The 17,748-nt window shown below is 71.2% G+C and carries 15 protein-coding genes; 6 read left to right on the top strand and 9 right to left on the bottom strand.

Annotated features, from left to right (window positions below; all coding sequences use genetic code 11):
* Positions 1 to 99: 99 nt before the first annotated feature.
* From ACZ6QO_RS04145 to miaB, 3 genes are all read right to left on the bottom strand, one after another.
* A complete protein-coding gene (locus ACZ6QO_RS04145) occupies positions 100 to 813 on the bottom strand; it encodes a class III extradiol ring-cleavage dioxygenase family protein (RefSeq protein WP_465847485.1) in 714 nt (237 codons plus the stop codon).
* Between the two features lie 66 nt (positions 814 to 879).
* Complete coding sequence (locus ACZ6QO_RS04140) at positions 880 to 2,040, bottom strand: CAP domain-containing protein (protein ID WP_465847484.1); 1,161 nt, start codon at positions 2,038 to 2,040, stop codon at positions 880 to 882.
* 989 nt (positions 2,041 to 3,029) lie between these two features.
* A complete protein-coding gene (gene miaB / locus ACZ6QO_RS04135; protein WP_465847482.1) occupies positions 3,030 to 4,535 on the bottom strand; it encodes a tRNA (N6-isopentenyl adenosine(37)-C2)-methylthiotransferase MiaB in 1,506 nt (501 codons plus the stop codon).
* Positions 4,536 to 4,701: 166 nt separating this feature from the next.
* Here miaB and ACZ6QO_RS04130 point away from each other — a divergent pair, with 166 nt between their 5' ends.
* From ACZ6QO_RS04130 to ACZ6QO_RS04110, 5 genes are all read left to right on the top strand, one after another.
* A complete protein-coding gene (locus ACZ6QO_RS04130; protein WP_465847480.1) occupies positions 4,702 to 5,457 on the top strand; it encodes an amino acid ABC transporter ATP-binding protein in 756 nt (251 codons plus the stop codon).
* A 329-nt stretch (positions 5,458 to 5,786) separates the two neighbouring features.
* Positions 5,787 to 6,644, top strand: a complete 858-nt coding sequence (locus tag ACZ6QO_RS04125; protein WP_465847479.1) for a glutamate ABC transporter substrate-binding protein — start codon at positions 5,787 to 5,789, stop codon at positions 6,642 to 6,644.
* A 62-nt stretch (positions 6,645 to 6,706) separates the two neighbouring features.
* A complete protein-coding gene (locus ACZ6QO_RS04120) occupies positions 6,707 to 7,390 on the top strand; it encodes an amino acid ABC transporter permease (protein ID WP_465847477.1) in 684 nt (227 codons plus the stop codon).
* On the top strand, positions 7,387 to 8,277 hold the full coding sequence (locus ACZ6QO_RS04115) for an amino acid ABC transporter permease (protein ID WP_465847476.1): 891 nt from the start codon (positions 7,387 to 7,389) through the stop codon (positions 8,275 to 8,277). The genes ACZ6QO_RS04120 and ACZ6QO_RS04115 overlap by 4 nt, the downstream gene beginning before the upstream one ends.
* A gap of 114 nt (positions 8,278 to 8,391) precedes the next feature.
* Positions 8,392 to 10,302: a S9 family peptidase gene (locus ACZ6QO_RS04110; protein WP_465847474.1), complete on the top strand. Its 1,911-nt coding sequence runs from the start codon at positions 8,392 to 8,394 to the stop codon at positions 10,300 to 10,302.
* Between the two features lie 155 nt (positions 10,303 to 10,457).
* Here the strand turns inward: ACZ6QO_RS04110 and rny are convergent, their stop codons facing one another.
* Positions 10,458 to 12,077 (bottom strand): ribonuclease Y, encoded by a 1,620-nt coding sequence (gene rny, locus ACZ6QO_RS04105; protein ID WP_465847472.1) that lies wholly within the window; start codon positions 12,075 to 12,077, stop codon positions 10,458 to 10,460.
* A gap of 453 nt (positions 12,078 to 12,530) precedes the next feature.
* Between rny and ACZ6QO_RS04100 the strand changes: the two genes are divergently transcribed.
* Positions 12,531 to 13,499 (top strand): LLM class F420-dependent oxidoreductase, encoded by a 969-nt coding sequence (locus ACZ6QO_RS04100; protein ID WP_465847470.1) that lies wholly within the window; start codon positions 12,531 to 12,533, stop codon positions 13,497 to 13,499.
* Here the strand turns inward: ACZ6QO_RS04100 and ACZ6QO_RS04095 are convergent.
* The 5 genes from ACZ6QO_RS04095 to ACZ6QO_RS04075 all read right to left on the bottom strand — a co-directional run bounded on the left by ACZ6QO_RS04095 (position 13,492) and on the right by ACZ6QO_RS04075 (position 17,659).
* A complete protein-coding gene (locus ACZ6QO_RS04095) occupies positions 13,492 to 14,070 on the bottom strand; it encodes a Uma2 family endonuclease (protein WP_465847469.1) in 579 nt (192 codons plus the stop codon). The genes ACZ6QO_RS04100 and ACZ6QO_RS04095 overlap by 8 nt on opposite strands.
* Before the next feature lie 236 nt (positions 14,071 to 14,306).
* Positions 14,307 to 15,308 (bottom strand): recombination regulator RecX, encoded by a 1,002-nt coding sequence (gene recX / locus ACZ6QO_RS04090; RefSeq protein ID WP_465847467.1) that lies wholly within the window; start codon positions 15,306 to 15,308, stop codon positions 14,307 to 14,309.
* Between the two features lie 16 nt (positions 15,309 to 15,324).
* Complete coding sequence (gene recA, locus ACZ6QO_RS04085) at positions 15,325 to 16,413, bottom strand: recombinase RecA (protein ID WP_465847465.1); 1,089 nt, start codon at positions 16,411 to 16,413, stop codon at positions 15,325 to 15,327.
* A 465-nt stretch (positions 16,414 to 16,878) separates the two neighbouring features.
* The gene (locus tag ACZ6QO_RS04080) at positions 16,879 to 17,073 is read right to left on the bottom strand and encodes a DUF3046 domain-containing protein (protein WP_465847463.1); all 195 of its coding nucleotides are present in this window, start codon (positions 17,071 to 17,073) and stop codon (positions 16,879 to 16,881) included.
* 97 nt (positions 17,074 to 17,170) lie between these two features.
* Positions 17,171 to 17,659, bottom strand: a complete 489-nt coding sequence (locus tag ACZ6QO_RS04075; RefSeq protein WP_465847461.1) for a VOC family protein — start codon at positions 17,657 to 17,659, stop codon at positions 17,171 to 17,173.
* Positions 17,660 to 17,748: the final 89 nt, after the last annotated feature.

Here is a 17,748-nt window from a genome sequence, read left to right as displayed (position 1 = left end):
GCTCTGATCGCGGGCACGGCCGTCGCCGTCCCCCTGTATTCACCGTAACCACACTCGGACGCGGCCTCGTCCCGATCGGGTGGGGAAGCGGCGGGCGGCCTAGGCCGGGCTCCAGCGCGCCACCAGATATCCGACGCCGTAGGGAGCGTCATCGTAGAGCACCTCGCCCCGCAGACCGGCGCCGCCGTGCCCGCCGCCCGCCGCCGCGCCGGCGAGGACCTGGAACGCCGCCCGGCCCGCGACCCACAGGCCGGCCGCCTCGGCGGGGTCGAGCGCGGCCAGGGCTGCCGCGTCCGCCGCGCCGAGCGCCCGCGCGAGCGCCTCGTTGTAAGCCTTCGCGCCAGGGTCGAGGTAGCCGGGGGACTTGACGGTGAGCTTGGCGGAGCCGTCGCCCATGACCAGCAGCGCCACCCGGCCGGCGCGGCCCGCAAGCGCCGCACCGGCGCGCGCGCACGTCGCGGGCGGGGCGTCGGAGGGCACCGCCTCGTACCCGGCCACCGGCCCGATGCCCGCCAGGTCGGCGAGCAGGCGCCCGATGGTCAGCGACAGCGGCAGGACGGGGACGCCGGCGCCGACCCGCACGTCGGCCCCCCACGGGGCGAGGCTCCCCGCGGCGCCCGGCCCGTAGGAGGTCGCCTCGGTCAGCCCGTCGGCGCCGCCGGTGACGATGATGGCGTCCGGCGCGGGCTCGGCGAGCGATCGGACGGCCGCCGCGCACGCCTCGCGCAGGGCGTCCAGCTCTGGCGCCGCCGCGCCCGCGAGGGCGGGCGCGATCAGCGGAGGATGCGGGCACACGGCCGCGGCGACGAGCACAAGATCAGGCTATCCCCGGCCGGCCGGTCCGCGGACCGATGGTCCGCGAGGCCGGCCGGCTCGGGATCAGGTGCCGCCGAAGTCCTGGGTCCACCAGGGGCCGCCGCTGCCGAAGTGCACGCCCACGCCGATGGCCTTGAGCTTGCAGTTCATGATGTTGGCCCGGTGCCCGGGGCTGTTCAGCCATCCCTGGACGACCGCCGCCGGCGTGGCCTGGCCGCGCGCGATGTTCTCGGCGAACATCGAGGACTTGTACCCGGCCGCCTTGATGCGGTCCCACGGGGAGCGCCCGTCGGCGGAGGTGTGGTCGAAGTACCCCTTGGCCGCCATGTCGTCCGAGTGCCCGCGGGCCGCGGCGCGCAGCTGCTCGTCGATGCGCAGCGGGCCGCAGCCCTCCTTCTCCCTGGCGATGTTCGTCAGGCGCGCCACCTCGTCCTCGGCGGCCACGACCGTCGAGGACTTGCCGGTCGGAGAGGGCGACGGCTTGGCCGTGCTCTTCGTCGGCTTCGGGGTGGGCCTCGGGGTGGGCTTGGCAGGCGGCTTGGGGGTGGGCTTCGGCGTCGGCTTGGCGCTGGGGGTGGCCGACGGGGAGGTGGACCGCTCGGATGAGGGGGCGTCCGGGCCTGAGGGCCGTCGCTGCTGCTGCGGGTAGGGCTCCACGTAGCCCACCGGCCCGTCCGGCCGCGGGCCGCCGCGGCCTTCGGTCTGCGCGTCGGTCTTGGTGGTCAGCTTGCTCTTGGCGTTCTCCGACCTGCCGCCCGGCTCGGCCTCCTGGCCGTTGGGCGCGGCCTGCGCCCCGCCGTCGCCGGCCTGTCCTGAGCCGGAGGAACCGTTCGTTCCGCCGCCGGAGCCCGCCGATCCGGCGGAGCCGGTGGAAGCGTCGCCGGACGTGGCGACATCGGAGGTCGCGTCGTCGGAGGTGGCGTCGTCGGAGGTGGCGTCGTCGGCCGACGAGTCGCCCGTCGCGGCGGCGTCGTCGCCCGCCTCGGCACCGGAGCCGGCGTCCTGCGCGGACGATCGGCTGCTGACCGGGTCAGAGCCGCCGGTCAGCTTGATCACCCCTCCGGCGGTGACGGCGGCGGCGAACACGGCGGCCGCCGCGCAGATCACGATGGTCCGCCTCCGGGAGCCCGCGCGAGATGGGGGCTCCGAGGAGAGGTACTCGGGGGGCAGTGCAGAGCTGGACTCGTTGTAGCGGCCCGGCGACGGATGGTCGTGCCGATCCATGTGTTGACTCCTGCGGCCTATCGGGGAGAAAGCGCACCGGCTTCCGCGGGCGGTCGTCACACTAGCCCCATAGGCCGATTTACCGCACCTCAATCACGGAAGAATCACGACTTGTCATCACTTGGACCGATCTCATGTCGAACTGTGCGGCCGCGCGGCGGCGTCACGGTGATCTTCGGCGTTCTCGGGCTCGCCGTGATCGTCTGCGCCGGCGCGTGCGCGCCGGGATCCCCGGCGGCGTCGCCCGATCCGGCTTCCCGATCAGTGCGCGCGCAGGCGCTCGCGACCCCCCGTCCGGGCCCCGCGGCCCGCGCGGAAGGGCACGCGGAGGGCCGCGGAGTATTCGAACACCGGGAACGGGCAGGTCGCCGGCCCGCCACGTCGCCGGAGGACCGGCCCGGCCGGCCCGAGGGCGGGTGGACCGAGGCGATGCCGCCCCTCGGCCTGGCGGCGCAAGGAGAGGGACGCCGCTCCCCCGACGACCGCAAGCGGAACGGAGCGCGAGCGGCAGGCGCCGTGCCGTCCGGGAAGCACGGACGACCCGGGTCCGGTCGCCCGTCCACCTCAGCCGGCCCTCAGGGGCCGCAGCGCCGGAAGGGCTCGCCGAGCTCGAAGGACTCCGAGGACCGTGCCAAGCGGCCTCCGGACGCCCGTGAACGGCCGCGACCGGCACAACCCACCGGCGAACGGCCGCGACCGGCGCCTTCGGCCCGCCAGACGCCGCGGCCGCCCTCTCAGGACCGCCGGGAACAGCGGCCGCCGCCGGACGCCAGGACCGGCCCGGAGGCGACTCAGGCGCCGGACGGCCCGCCGCGCCGGGTGGACGATGGGCCGCGCCCGATGCCGAACCCGTGCGCGACCTTCACCGACTTCCGCAGGGACTACTGCGAGCGTCTCATCGGAGCCAGAACGAACAGGACGAGCACGACCAGCACGGCGAGCACGCTGAGCACGGCGAACACGGCGCGCCAGGGCCCGCCGCGGCCGGGTCAGGAACGGCGGACCGACGGCATGCCGAGCGACACCGCGCCCGCCTTGCCGGAGCCGCCGCCACCGGTGCCGCAGGCCGCGCTCTCTCTGGCCTCCCAGGCGTCGCCGGCGCGGGTGCGGCGCAGCGACAGCGCGGGACCGTCCGCCACCAGGTGGTGGGGAGCGGCGTAGGTGACCTCGACCGTGACCATGTCGCCCGGCCGCGGCGGGCCGCCGGCGTCCGCCCCGCCCTCGCCGTGCTGCGCGGGAACGAAGTGGACCAGGCGGTTGTCGGGCGCGCGGCCGGACATGCGGTGCGTCGCCTCGTCCTTGCGGCCCTCGCCCTCGGCGACCAGCACCTCCAGGACGCGGCCCACCTGGGCCTTGTTCTCGGCCCACGAGATGTCGTTCTGCAGGGCGACGAGCCGCTCGTACCGCTCCTGGACGACCTCCTTGGGCACCTGGCCGTCCATGGTGGCCGCGGGCGTGCCGGGCCTGATGGAGTACTGGAAGGTGAAGGCGTTGGCGAAGCGCGACTCGCGGACGACGTCCAGCGTGGCCTGGAAGTCCTCCTCGGTCTCGCCGGGGAAGCCGACGATGATGTCGGTGGAGATGGCCGCGTCGGGCATGGCGGCGCGCACCCGCTCGATGATGCCGAGGTAGCGCTCGGCCCGGTAGGACCGGCGCATGGCCTTCAGGACGCGGTCGGAACCCGACTGCAGGGGCATGTGGAGCTGGTGCATGACGTTCGGCGTCTCGGCCATGGCGGCGATGACGTCGTCGGTGAACGCCGCGGGGTGCGGCGAGGTGAAGCGCACGCGCTCGAGCCCGTCGATGTCGCCGCAGGCGCGCAGCAGCTTGCCGAAGGCCAGCCGGTCGCCGAACTCGACCCCGTAGGTGTTGACGTTCTGCCCGAGGAGCGTGACCTCAAGGACGCCGAGGTCGACCAGGGAGCGCACCTCGCCGAGGACGTCGCCGGGGCGGCGGTCCTTCTCTTTGCCGCGCAGCGCCGGGACGATGCAGAACGTGCAGGTGTTGTTGCACCCGACCGAGATGGACACCCACGCGGCGTACGGCGACTCGCGCTTGGTGGGCAGCGTGCTCGGGAAGACCTCGAGCGACTCTTTGATCTCGACCTGGGCCTCCTGCGCGATGCGGGCCCGTTCGAGCAGCACCGGCAGCGAGCCGATGTTGTGCGTGCCGAAGACCACGTCGACCCACGGGGCCTTGCGGACGATCTCGCCCTGGTCCTTCTGCGCCAGGCAGCCCCCCACGGCGATCTGCATGCCGGGGTTGCGCACCTTGGCCGGACGCAGATGGCCGAGGTTGCCGTACAGCCTGTTGTCGGCGTTCTCGCGGACGGCGCAGGTGTTGAACACGACGACGTCGGCCGTCTCGCCGTCGCCTGGGCGGACGTACCCGGCGTCCTCCAGCAGGCCGGAGAGCCGCTCTGAGTCGTGAACGTTCATCTGGCACCCGTACGTGATGACCTCGTACGTGCGGGCGCGCTCCTCGGTGACAGTCATCTCAACAGACAAGGGTAGGCGCTCCGCGGCGCTCATGGCACGCCGCTCGCCCCGGCGGCCGGTGCGACGTTCCAGCGTGCGGGGCGCCCCGGTCGTGTCCAGGCCGTGATGCGATCGGTACCACCTGGTTAGTGACCAGTGCCCCGGACCACTTACGTTGTCCACCATGACGGACAACGGGGACGCGACTCCTCTCGTCAGAGTCGAGAACGTCAACAAGAACTTCGGTGCGCTGCATGTGCTCAGGGATATCAACCTGACGGTCTCCCGGGGGGAGGTCGTGGTGGTGATCGGCCCGTCCGGGGGCGGGAAGTCGACGCTGTGCCGCGCGATCAACAGGCTGGAGACCATCGACTCCGGCACCATCGTCTTCGACGGGCAGCCGCTGCCTTCCGAGGGCAAGGCGCTGGCCCGGCTGCGGTCCGACGTCGGGATGGTGTTCCAGTCCTTCAACTTGTTCGCGCACAAGACGATCCTGGAGAACGTCACGCTGGGCCCGATCAAGGTGCGGGGCGTGCCGCGCGAACAGGCCGAGAAGCGGGGCATGGAGCTGCTCGAACGGGTCGGCATCGCCAGCCAGGCGAGCAAGTACCCCGCACAGCTGTCGGGCGGCCAGCAGCAGCGGGTGGCCATCGCCCGCGCGCTGGCGATGGACCCGAAGATGATCCTGTTCGACGAGCCCACCTCCGCGCTGGACCCCGAGATGGTCCAGGAGGTGCTCGACGTGATGATCGGCCTGGCGCGCGACGGCATGACGATGGTGGTGGTCACCCACGAGATGGGCTTCGCCCGCCGGGCCGCCAACCGCGTCGTGTTCATGGCGGAGGGCCAGATCGTCGAGGAGAACACCCCCGAGGAGTTCTTCACCAATGCCAGCACCGACAGGGCCAAGGACTTCCTGTCCAAGATCCTGACCCACTGATCGGCAGTCGTGTACGCGCGCGTCCGTACGGCGGCCCGCATCGGGTCGTCGTACGGACGCGGTCCGGGGCCGCGTCCGGCGTCTCACGATCCGCGCTCGCCAGGCCGTCCCACGCGGGCCGCCCGCGCGGGCCGCCCCCCGCGAGTCGCCCGCCGCTCGTCGTTCATGAGAAAGTCGCCCCTCGCACATCGCTTCCCCGCGGGCCGATCGTCCGCAAGCCGCTCGCCCGCGGGTCGCTCATCCGCAAAACGCTCGTTCGCAAAACGCTCGTTCGCAAGACGCTCGTCACGCTGTTACGCACGTCACGAAGAAAGCTGAGGTACACGCATATGCGTTCACGACGGTTCGGGGCCCTGCTCCTGTCCGCCGCGGCACTGGCCGGCAGCCTCGCCGCCTGCGGCAACAGCGGCCCGACGACGGCTCTGCAGAAGGCCAAGGACGACAAGAAGCTCACCATCGGCGTCAAGTACGACCAGCCCGGCATGGGCCTGAAGAAGCCCGACGGCACGGTCGAGGGCTTCGACGTCGACGTGGCGACCTACCTGGCCGGCAAGCTCGGCGTCCCGCCGGAGGGCATCACCTGGAAGGAGGCGCGCTCGGCCAACCGCGAGACCTTCCTCCAGCAGGGCCAGGTCGACATGATCGTCGCGACCTACTCCATCACCGAGGCGCGCAAGCCCAAGGTGACCTTCGCCGGGCCGTTCTACGTCGCCCACCAGGACACGCTGGTGCGCGCGGACGACTCCTCGATCACCTCCCTGGACACCCTCAAGGGCAAGCGCATCTGCCAGGTGAGCGGGTCCAATTCCTGGAAGAACATCGCCGAGGGCACCAACAAGGACAACAAGAAGGTCGACGTCCAGCTCGTCCCGGCCGGCGCCTACGACGAGTGCATCACCAAGCTCAAGGGCAACGCCATCGACGCGGTGACCACCGACGACATGATCCTCGCCGGTTACGCCAAGCGCGAGGGCCCCTCGCTCAAGGTCACCGGAGCCCCGTTCACCGACGAGAAGTACGGCGTCGGCCTGAAGAAGGGCGACAAGGAGACCTGCGAGGCCGTCAACAAGGCCATCACCGAGATGTACTCGGACGGGACGATCCAGAAGCTGTTCGACAAGCACTTCTCCGGCACCGGTCTGCAGTTCACCGCCACCGGCGCGCCGACCGCCGAGGGCTGCGGCTGATCCCCTTGTCCACGCGCCGGTGAGGTCACCTCACCGGCGCTCCCCGTCTCCGGTGGAGTCCGATGGAATCACTTCTCGACTTCAGCCCACTCGTCGAACAGCTCGGCACGATCCTTCTGGGCTTCTGGTCGACGATCCGCCTGACCCTGATGAGCGCGATCCTGGCGTTGATCCTCGGCACGATCCTGGTCGCGATGCGGGTGTCGCCCACACCTGTGCTGCGCGCCGCCGGGGCGATCTACGTCAACACCCTGCGCAACACCCCCCTCACGCTGGTGCTGCTGCTGTGCGCACTCGGTCTGAGCGACACCCTGCAGCTCTCGCTCTCCAGTGACTCGGCCACCAACTACTACTGGTGGGCCACGCTGGGCCTGTCCGCCTACACCGCCGCGTTCGTCTGTGAGGCGCTGCGGTCGGGCATCAACACCGTTCCCCCCGGGCAGGCGGAGGCGGCGCGGGCGATCGGACTGACGTTCACGCAGTCGCTGCGGATGGTCGTGCTCCCGCAGGCCTTCCGCTCGGTGATCGCGCCGCTCGGCAGCATCCTGATCGCGCTCACCAAGAACACCACCATCGTGATCGTCGCCGGCTACATCGAGGCGTCGGCGGTCATGAAGCAGATGTTCGACGACTACGGAGGCACGCTGCCGATCTTCCTCGGGTTCGCGGCCGGATACATCGTCCTCACCCTGCCCACCGGGTTCTTCTTCGGCTGGCTGGCCAAGCGGATGGCGGTGGCCCGATGAGCACGAGCGTCCTGTTCGACGTCCCAGGTCCTCGCGCGCGTCTGCGCAACAACATCCTGACCCTGCTGTCGGCCGTCGTGGTGCTCGGCATCGCGTACCTGCTGATCAAGGGCCTGGCCGACAAGGGCCAGTTCGCCGGCCGGCTGTGGGAGCCGTTCCTGCGGGCCGAGGTGTGGACCGGCCAGATCATCCCCGGCCTGGTCGCCACCATCCAGGCCGCGATCATCTCGGCCGTGCTCGCGCTGATCTTCGGCGTCGTCTTCGGACTGGGCAGGCTGTCGGACCACGCCTGGATCCGGCGGCCGGCGGGCGCCGTCGTGGAGTTCTTCCGCGCCATCCCGCTGCTGCTGCTCATCTTCTTCGCCCAGGCCGGTCCGGCGACCATGAGCGGCTACACCATCAGCGTGCCGGCGTTCGCCGCCGTGGTCATCGGCCTGACGCTCTACAACGGCTCGGTGCTCGCCGAGGTCTTCCGCGCGGGCATCCTGGCCGTGCCCAAGGGCCAGTCGGAGGCGGGGTACGCCCTCGGGCTGCGCAAGGGCGGCGTCATGCGGCTCATCCTGCTGCCGCAGGCCACGACCGCGATGATGCCGGCCATCGTCAGCCAGATGGTCGTCCTGCTCAAGGACACCGCGCTCGGCTGGGTCATCGCCTACGAGGAGCTGCTGAACTTCGGGCTCAAGCAGATCCCGGCCAACTTCGGCAACCTGATCCCGAGCGCGATCGTCATCTCGCTGGTGTACATCGCGATCAACCTGGCGCTGAGCTACCTGGCCAACGTGCTCGAACGGCGCAGCAGGCGCAGCCGCCGCACGAGCGTCGGCGCCGTCGCCGCCCCGGCCGCGGTCGGCGTCGACAGCGGGGCCGGCGGCGTAAGCGGGAGCTGACGGCCCGGCCGGCCGGCGACGCGGCGGACGCCGTGAACGCCGGCCGGCCATGCCGGCGGCACGATCCGTGGCGTAGCCGCCACGCGCGGCGGTGTTTTCCGGCAGGATGCCGCTATGCCCCCCGATCGCACGTCCGGGCACCCGTCATCGCCGTTCGGTGCCTGGCCCTCGCCGATCTCCACCGCCGACGTCGTCCGCGGCGGCCTGCGTCCCGGATACCCGACGGCGCTCGCCGGAGAGATCTGGTGGGAGGAGGACCGACCCGCAGAAGGCGGGCGGCGCACCCTCGTCCACCACGCCGCCGGCGGCGCCCGCCGCGAGCTGCTGAGCCCGCCGTGGGACGCCCGCACCCGCGTCCACGAGTACGGCGGCCGGTCGTACGCCGTGGCGCCGGGGGTCGGCGTCGTGTTCGCCTGCCACGCCGACCAGCGGCTCTACCTCGTCCCCGACGACGGTGCCGGGCCGGTTCGCGACCCGGTGCCGATCACCCCCGAGCCGGACGCCCCCTCCGCCCTGCGCTATGCCGACCTCACCGTGCACGGCGAGGAGGTGTGGTGCGTCCAGGAGCGCCACGCCGGCGGCGGGAAGGTCGTCCGGTCCATCGTGTCGGTCCCGCTACGCGGCGGGGCCGAGCCGCGGCAGCGGGTCACGGGCGGCGACTTCTACGCCTTCCCGTCGATCTCCCCTGACGGCCGGCACGTCGCCTACATCTCCTGGGACCATCCCCGGCTGCCCTGGACCGGCACCGAACTGCGCGTCACCAGCCTCGCCGACGGCGGCACCCGGCCGATCATGGGCGGAGCGGCCGAGTCGGTGCTCGCTCCGCGCTGGAAGGACCGCTCCACTTTGTACGCCGTCTCCGACCGGTCGGGGTGGTGGAACCTCTACGAGGCCGGCCTCGACGACGCCGCGCCGCGCGCCCTGTGCCCGGCCGAGGAGGAGTTCGCGTGGGCGCCCGGCGAACTGGGCGGCACGCCGTACGCCGTCCTGGACGACGGCAGGGTCGCGGTCCTGCACGGCACGCCCGACCTCCGGCTCGGCATCCTCGACCCGCGCACCGGCGCCCTCACCGACCTCGACCTGCCCTACGACGGCTGGGTGCCGTGCCTCAGCGCCGACGGCTCCATCGTCTGCGGTGTCGCCTACGGGGCGCACATGCCCCGGTCGGTGGTGCGGGTCGACACCGCCACCGGCCACGCCGAGAGCCTGCGGAGCGACAGCGGCGAACTCCCCGACGCCGCCTACCTGCCGGCCTGCCGGCCGGTGGAGATCCGCGGCCGCTCCGGCCGGCGCGTGCACGCCTACGTGCACCCGCCCGCCAACCCCGCGGTCAGCGCAGGGGACGCCGCGCCGCCGTACGTGGTCTTCGTGCACGGCGGGCCCGCCGCGCACACCACCTCCGCCCTGGACCTGCGCAAGGCGTTCTTCACCAGCCGCGGCATCGGCATCATCGACGTCAACCACGGCGGGTCCACCGGCTACGGCCGCGCCTACCGCGACCGCCTGAAGGGGCACTGGGGCGTCATCGACGTCGAGGACACCATCGCCGCCGCCGAGTGGCTGCTGTCGGACGGGCACGCCGACCCGGCCCGCATCGCTATCAGGGGCGTCGGCGCGGGCGGCTGGACCACCATGGCGGCCTGCTGCTCCTCGGGGCTGTTCTGCGGAGGTGTCGCGATCGCCGGCATCAGCACGCTGGGCCCGCTGGCCTCCACGACGCACGACTTCGAATCACGGTACGTCGAATGGCTCGTCGGCCCTTCGGACCCGCTGCTGTACGCCTCCCGCGAGCCGCTGGCGAGGTGCGGCCAGATCGACTGCCCGATGCTGCTGATGCAGGGCCAGGACGACCCCATCGTGCCCCCGTCGCAGTCGGAGGCCTTCGTGGCGAGCCTGAACGAGCGGGGGGTGCCGTGCGTCTACCTGGCATTCGAGGGCGAGTCGCACGAGTTCCGCAAGGCCGAGACCAAGAGCGCCGCCCTCGCCGCGGAACTGGCCTTCTACCAGCGGCTCTTCCACCTCTGAGACCGTGTCTCCCCCGCGGGGGACGCGCGGGCGGAGGAGCCGGAGTGTGCGGGCTCGTGCCGCCTTCTCGTGGCCGCGGCCCGCACGAGCGCGGCCGCGGCCGCTCCTCGTCCTTGCCCCACCACGAGCGCGCCCCCCGGGTCTCGCGTCCCGGCTCAGCGGGCGAACTCGGTGGCGCGCGACTCGCGGACGACCGTGATGCGGATCTGGCCCGGGTAGGTCAGCTCCTCCTCCACCTGCTTGGCGACGTCGCGGGCGATCACCTGCGCCTGGATGTCGTCGATGGCCTCGGGGCGCACCATGACCCTGATCTCGCGGCCGGCCTGCATCGCGAAGACCTTCTCGACGCCGTCGTAGGACTGCGCGATCTCCTCCAAGCGCTCCAGCCGCTTGACGTAGGCCTCCAGCGACTCCCTGCGCGCGCCGGGACGGCTGCCGCTGATCGCGTCGGCGGCCTGGGTGAGCACCGCCTCCACCGTGCGGACCTCGACCTCGTTGTGGTGCGCCTCGATGGCGTGCACGACGTCCTCGTGCTCGCCGTAGCGGCGGGCGATCTCGGCGCCGATCAGGGCGTGGCTGCCCTCGACCTCGTGGGTGAGCGCCTTGCCGATGTCGTGGAGCACCGTGCAGCGCTTGAGCAGCATCGGGTCCAGGCGCAGCTCGGAGGCCATGATGCCGGCGATGTGCGCCGACTCGATGAGGTGCTTGAGCACGTTCTGCCCGTAGGAGGTGCGATAGCGAAGCTGGCCGAGCAGGGTGACGAGCTCGGGGTGCATGTCGGTGATGCCCAGCTCCACGAGCGCGTCCTCGCCGGCCCGGACGCAGAGGTCCTTGACCTCCTCCTTGCTGCGCTCGTAGGCCTCCTCGATGCGCTGCGGGTGGATGCGGCCGTCCAGCACGAGCTTCTCCAGGGTCAGCCGCGCCGTCTCGCGCCGCACCGGGTCGAAGCACGACAGCAGCACGGCCTCGGGAGTGTCGTCGATGATGAGGTTGACGCCGGTCGTGGACTCGAAGGCCCTGATGTTGCGGCCCTCGCGGCCGATGATGCGGCCCTTCATCTCGTCGCCGGGCAGGTGCAGCACGCTGACCACCGACTCGGCGGTCTGCTCGGTCGCGACGCGCTGCACGGCCAACGTGACGATCTTGCAGGCCCGCTTCTCGCCCTCTTTGCGGGCCTCCCCCTCGATCTCGCGGATGATCAGCGCCGCCTCGCGCTTGGCCTGGTTCTCGATGGTCATCACCAGCTCGGCCTTGGCCTGCTCGGCCGTGAGCCCGGCGACCCGTTCGAGCACCTCGCGGCGCTTGTCCTCCACCTGGTCCAGCTCGGCGCGGCGGTCGGCGAGCTGGGTCTCGGTCTCGGCGAGCTTCCTGCCGCGCTCAGCCTGCCTGCGGGCCTCCTCGTCGAGCCGCTGCTCGCGCTCGGCCAGGCGGTTCTCCCGGCGTTCGAGGTCGGACCTGAGCTCCTTCAGCTCGGTCTTCAGTACGCGGGTCTCCTCCTCGACCTCCTTGCGCATGCGCAGGGCGCCCTCGGCGGCGGTCTCGGCTCTGCGGAGCATCTCTCCGGCGTCCGACTCGGCCTTCACCCGGATCTCGGCGCCTTCCCGGCGCGCCTGCTCCAGCTCGGCCTGGACGTCGGCGATCTCCTCGGCGGTGGGCCCCCGTCTGCCGGACCGGTCGGCACCGGTGCGGCGTATCAGCACGGCGAGCGCGACGATCGCGACAAGTGCCAGCAAGACAACGGCCACCGCCAGCATGATCACGACTGTCGAATCCATGCGCGCCCACCCCTCCTCGCGTCGCGAGCCTCAGCACGCAAGGGGTTACACGCGCAGCACGGACCAGCCTGACCGGGCGATCCTGGTCAGACGAATATGTCCAACGCGCCGGCATCGAGATGCCGGTCAGCCGGGTGTGATCAGTCTTGATCGTCCGTCGTGCACCGTTATGGCAATCCGCTGCGCGGAGTAACTCCTCACTGTGGTCGAGATTAAGCGTCAGAGAGGTAACGAGCAAGCAAAGTCCGCCCGTCAGGCCACTTTCGTCCCCTCGCGGGAGCGGGGAGGCGAGGGCGTTGCGCCGGATTGATCCTGTATGTCGTAGTAAGTCAGGGTAATGGTCACTTGTCGAGTGATGAACATCTCTCTGCCTTCTTGTCGCATCCTCAACTGGATTCAGAAGATTTTCGGAGCATCCCGCACGTTCGCGGTACGGCCGGGTATGGGGCCGCCATGGCACAGATCGGTTACACGCTTATGTGCGAGCAGACCCCGCCCAAGCAGCTCGTCCAGGACGCCGTCGCCGCCGAGCGCGCCGGGTTCGACTACGAGACCATCTCCGACCACTACTTCCCCTGGCTGGAGGACATGGGGCACTCGCCCTACGCCTGGTCGGTGCTGGGGGCGGTGGCGCACGCCACCGAGCGCATCCCGTTCATGACCTACGTCACCTGCCCGATCGTGCGCTATCACCCCGCCGTGGTGGCGCAGAAGGCGGCGACGATGGGCGCGCTGTCGGACGGCCGCTTCACCCTCGGCCTGGGCGCGGGCGAGAACCTCAACGAGCACGTCGTCGGGCGGAGCTGGCCGCCGGTCAACATCCGTCACGAGATGTTCGGCGAGGCCATCGAGATCATCCAGGCCCTGTTCGGCGGCGAGTACGTCAGCTACCGCGGCGACCACTTCACGATCGACTCCGCCAAGCTGTACGACCTGCCCGACCAGCCGGTGCCGGTCGGCATCGCCGCCTCAGGGACGCAGTCGGTGGACCTCGCGGCCGAGTACGGCGACGCGCTCATCGCGACCGAGCCCGACGCCGACCTCGTGTCGCGCTTCCACGCCTCGGGCGGCGCGGGCAAGCCCGTGTACGGGCAGCTCGCCCTCTCGTACGACACCGACGCCGACGCGGCCAGAGAACGGGCCCACCGGCTCTGGAAGTGGTTCCCAGCGGGCTGGAAGGTGCTCTCTGAGCTGCCGGGACCGGTGAACTTCGAGGCCTACTCCCAGTTCGTCCGCCCGGAGGACGTGACCGAGCACGTCCCCTGCGGATCCGACGTCGACGCGGTCGTGCGAGCCGTCAAGGAGTTCACCGACGCCGGCTTCACCCACGTGGCGCTGGTGCAGGTGGGCGCGGACCACCAGCGCGAGTTCCTCGCCTGGGCCGAGAAAGAACTCCTCCCCGCCCTCCGCGACCTCACCTGACGACCCGCCCAAGATCAAGATCAAGATCGACCTCGAACCCGATCACCGTTCGCAGCCGCTTACGGTGAATGCCGGTCGGGACATACGCTTTCACACTCGGCTCGAGTTCGAAGGTGTAGACGACCGGCGCCTCGTCCTCCTGCTCGACCCGCCACAGGAATGGGATGCCGGCATCGGAGTACTTGATCGGCTTGGTGGTGCGGTCACGCTCGGCCGACTCCGGTGAGACCACCTCGACGACCAGGTGAACGTCCTCGGGCTTGAACGACGTGGTCGCGAGATTCGCCATCGCCGCACGCCTCACCAGGAGAATGTCGGGCTCTGGACGCTGCCGGAGCCCGAGGGTCACGCTCATCTCGCGGACCACGGCCAGGTCGGCGGGCGGGTCGAGTTCACGTTCGAGCAGCCTGAGCGTGAGCATGTGAAAGGCGCTCTGCGGCGACATCATGATGAGTGATCCGTCGATCAGTTCGACGTGCCGGGGCGCGTCGGGGGGAAGGCGATCGAGCATGTCGGCCGTCCAGCCGCCGGGCGGTCCTGGATAGAACCAGTCGGGGAACGCCGCCGTCATCTGGCTCCCTCCTCCCCTGCACGATCAGGTGACATCACCATCGTGCCACGCCTCGTAACAGAACGTCACCCAAAGGCGCCGGGAGGTCACCCTGGACCAGCCCTCCAGTCAGCCCCGAACGCCACTCGAAGGCGCCGGGACACCTTCTGTGGGCTGGCTTTCGATTTGCGAAGAACGTCACCCGAAGGTGCCGGGGAGAGGTCTCGCCTGGACCGGGCTTTGGATTGTCCTGGACGTCACTCGAAGGTGTCGGGGAGGTTTTCCGTGGGCTGGCCTTCGGCTTCTAGGGCCTCGCGGACGACGCGGTAGGCCAGGCCGCCCGAGTAGCCCTTGCGGGCGAGCATGCCGGCGAGCCGCCGGACCCGGGCGGCGGGTTCGAGATGGCGGGTGCCTGCCAGCTTGCGGGCGACGAGCCGGCGCGCGGTGTCCAGTTCTTGGTCGGGGTCGAGCTGGTCGACGGCGTCGCGCACGGTGTCCTCGTCGACGCCGCGGGTGCGCAGCTCGGCGGCGAGCGCCCGCCGCGCCAGCCCTCGCCCGGCGTGCCGCGAGGTGACCCACGCCTCGGCGAACGCCTCGTCGTCGATGAGCCCGACATCGGAGAAGCGGGCGAGGACGGCCTCGGCCGCCTCGTCGGGGATGTTCCGCTTGCGTAGGGCGTCGGCGAGCTGAGCGCGCGTGCGGGGCGCCAGGGTCAGCAACCGCAGGCAGACCGCCCGCGCGACCGCCTCAGGGTCGGCCGGAGGCGCCTCGGCCGCCGGTGAGCCCTCGACCGGGCCGTCGAGCCCCCACCCCTCAGCGGACCGGCCACGCGCGCCACGAGCCGCGCCGCCCGCCCGCCGCCGGGCCGACCCCCGGCCCGGACGGCCGCCGCCGCGACCGCCGGGCGCGGCGGCCGACGGCTCGGGGAAGGCGGACTCGTCGCCGCCCGGCGCCCAGTGACGGTCAACGGGGGCATCGGGCGGAAAGGCGGGCGAAGCAGGGTCACCGCGACGCGGGGAAGCCGGCGAGGCCGGGTCACCGGGACGCGGGAAGGCCGGCGAGGCGGGGTCACTTCGACGCGGGGAAGCCGGCGAGGCGGGGTCACCTCGACGTGGAAAGGTCGGCGAAGCCGGGTCGCCGGGACGGGGGCCATGTCGGCGCGGGCCGGGCGAGGTCGGTGGACCTTCGCCCGGCTCCTCGATCCAGGCTCCCCAATCTCCTTGCCGTAGGCGGCCGGGGGCGTCGTCGCTGGAGGGCATCAGAGAGCGGCCCGAATCAGACGTCGCCCGGCTTGGGGGCCTTGGCGCCACGCCCGGAGGGAGCGGCGGCGGCGGCCGGAGGCGCGGCGGGCTCGACGGGGCTGTCGAGGCGAGGCCCGACGCCGAGCTTCTCCTTGATCTTCTTCTCGATCTCGTTGGCGATGTCGGGGTTGTTCTTCAGGAAGTTGCGGGCGTTCTCCTTGCCCTGGCCGAGCTGGTCGCCCTCGTAGGTGTACCAGGCGCCGGCCTTGCGGACGAAGCCCTGCTCGACGCCCATGTCGATCAGGCCGCCCTCGCGGGAGATGCCGAAGCCGTAGAGGATGTCGAAGTCGGCCACGCGGAAGGGCGGGGCCATCTTGTTCTTGACGACCTTGACGCGGGTGCGGTTGCCGACCGGCTCGGTGCCGTCCTTGAGCGTCTCGATGCGACGGACGTCCAGGCGCACCGAGGCGTAGAACTTCAGCGCCTTGCCACCGGTCGTGGTCTCGGGCGAGCCGAACATGACGCCGATCTTCTCGCGGAGCTGGTTGATGAAGATGGCGGTCGTGCCGGTGTTGTTGAGCGCGCCGGCCACCTTTCGCAGGGCCTGGGACATGAGGCGGGCCTGCAGGCCGACGTGGCTGTCGCCCATCTCGCCCTCGATCTCGGCCTTGGGCACGAGGGCCGCCACCGAGTCGATGACGACGAGGTCGATCGCGCCGGAGCGGATCAGCATGTCGGCGATCTCGAGCGCCTGCTCACCGGTGTCGGGCTGGGAGACCAGCAGCGCGTCGGTGTCGACGCCGAGCTTGCGGGCGTACTCGGGGTCGAGGGCATGCTCGGCGTCGACGAACGCCGCGATGCCGCCGGCGCGCTGGGCGTTGGCCACGGCGTGGAGCGCCACGGTGGTCTTACCGCTGGACTCGGGGCCGTAGATCTCGACGATGCGCCCGCGGGGGAAACCGCCGATGCCGAGGGCGACATCGAGGGCGATGGCCCCGGTGGGGATCACCTCGATGGGGGCTCGTGCGTCATCGCCGAGGCGCATGACAGAGCCCTTGCCGAACTGCCGCTCGATTTGAGCGAGCGCGGTCTCAAGGGCCTTCTCGCGGTCGTTGGCTGCCATGGGGTGCCCCCTGGAGGGTTGAGTCGAAGTCGTTTCCGTCGCTAGCAAGCTACGGGGTGCCACCGACAATTTCCCGGAACGGGCCCAGGGCGCCGGCGTCGGCATGCCCAATATAGCCGAACGGCTGTTCGATCACAGCTCAACGGCACAGCCACTGACCCCACCGCCGAAGCCCGCGCAGACCGCCCGTCGTGAGCCCGCCATCCGTCGTGACCGCGCCCGACACCTGTCGTGACCACGACCGACACTGTCGTGACCACGACCGCTGCTCCGCGCGACCGCGCCCGCCATCCGTCGTGCGCGCGACCGCTACCCGGCAGGACGGCGACCGCTACCTGGTGTGAGCGCGGCACCTGTCGTGACCGCGCTATCCGCTCCGCCATGACCCTCAAAGCACGGTGCGGGACGGTTCACCGGCGGGCGTCGGCTCCGGCGCCCTCGCATCGGGGAAGGGGACGCGGCGGGTCAGCGCAGCCGGGAGTCGACCTCGGTGACCCCGCACACCGCGCGCCACACGTCCTTGGCGGACTCGCCGTCGGCGAGAGCCTGGACCACGGTGCGGCCGCCCAGCTCGGCGATGACGTAGTCACGCGCCCAGGACTCGGCGTACCTCTCGCCGAAGTGGCGGTTCATCCGGCTCCAGAAGTCCGTCAAGCGCATGCTCTCAGTATGGTGCCCGGCCCGGCGTGCGCCGTCCCCGCGCCCGGCCCGGCGCACAGGCCCGTCACCCGGCCCTGTGCGCGGCCCGGCGGGCGGCTCAGAGGATGCGAGAGCCGTACATCTCTCCGAGCGGGTCGGCCAGTAACTCCAGACGTGCCCCGTCGGGGTCGCGGAAGTAGATCGAGGCGTCGCTTTCGAGCTGGTAGGGCACGCCCGCGGCGTCCATCTTGTCCTTGAGCCTCTGCCACTTGCCGCGCTCGACCGAGATCGCGATGTGGTGCAGGCCGCCCAGCACCTCCTGATAGGGCCCCAGGTCGAGCCCGGGGAGGTCGAAGAAGGCCAGCAGGTTGCCGTTGCCGATGTCGAAGAAGAAGTGGTTGGAACCCTTGTAGTCGCGGTTCTCGAAGATCTCGGTGAGCGGGAACTCCAGGAGACCCTGGTAGAACTCGATGGTCCGCTCGACGTCCGAGCAGATCAGTGCGAAATGGTGCAGGCCACGTGCGCTGCTCTCTGGCCGTCGTGCTTGGAGGTACTGCCCGCGGATCCGCTCTCGAGTCGCCTCGATGGCCGCGTAGTCGATGCCCATAACCCCAGGTGACGTTCCTGGCGTGCGCCATGTCAAGTCCGGGCGGCGCGGCGTGCCGGTGATATGTGTCCTGGCGTGCCGCTCGTCCG

The sequence above is a fragment of the Sphaerisporangium sp. NPDC049457 genome (assembly GCF_055586705.1).
Note: the sequence above shows the minus strand (reverse complement) of the source record. Positions and strands in the feature narration are given on the sequence as shown.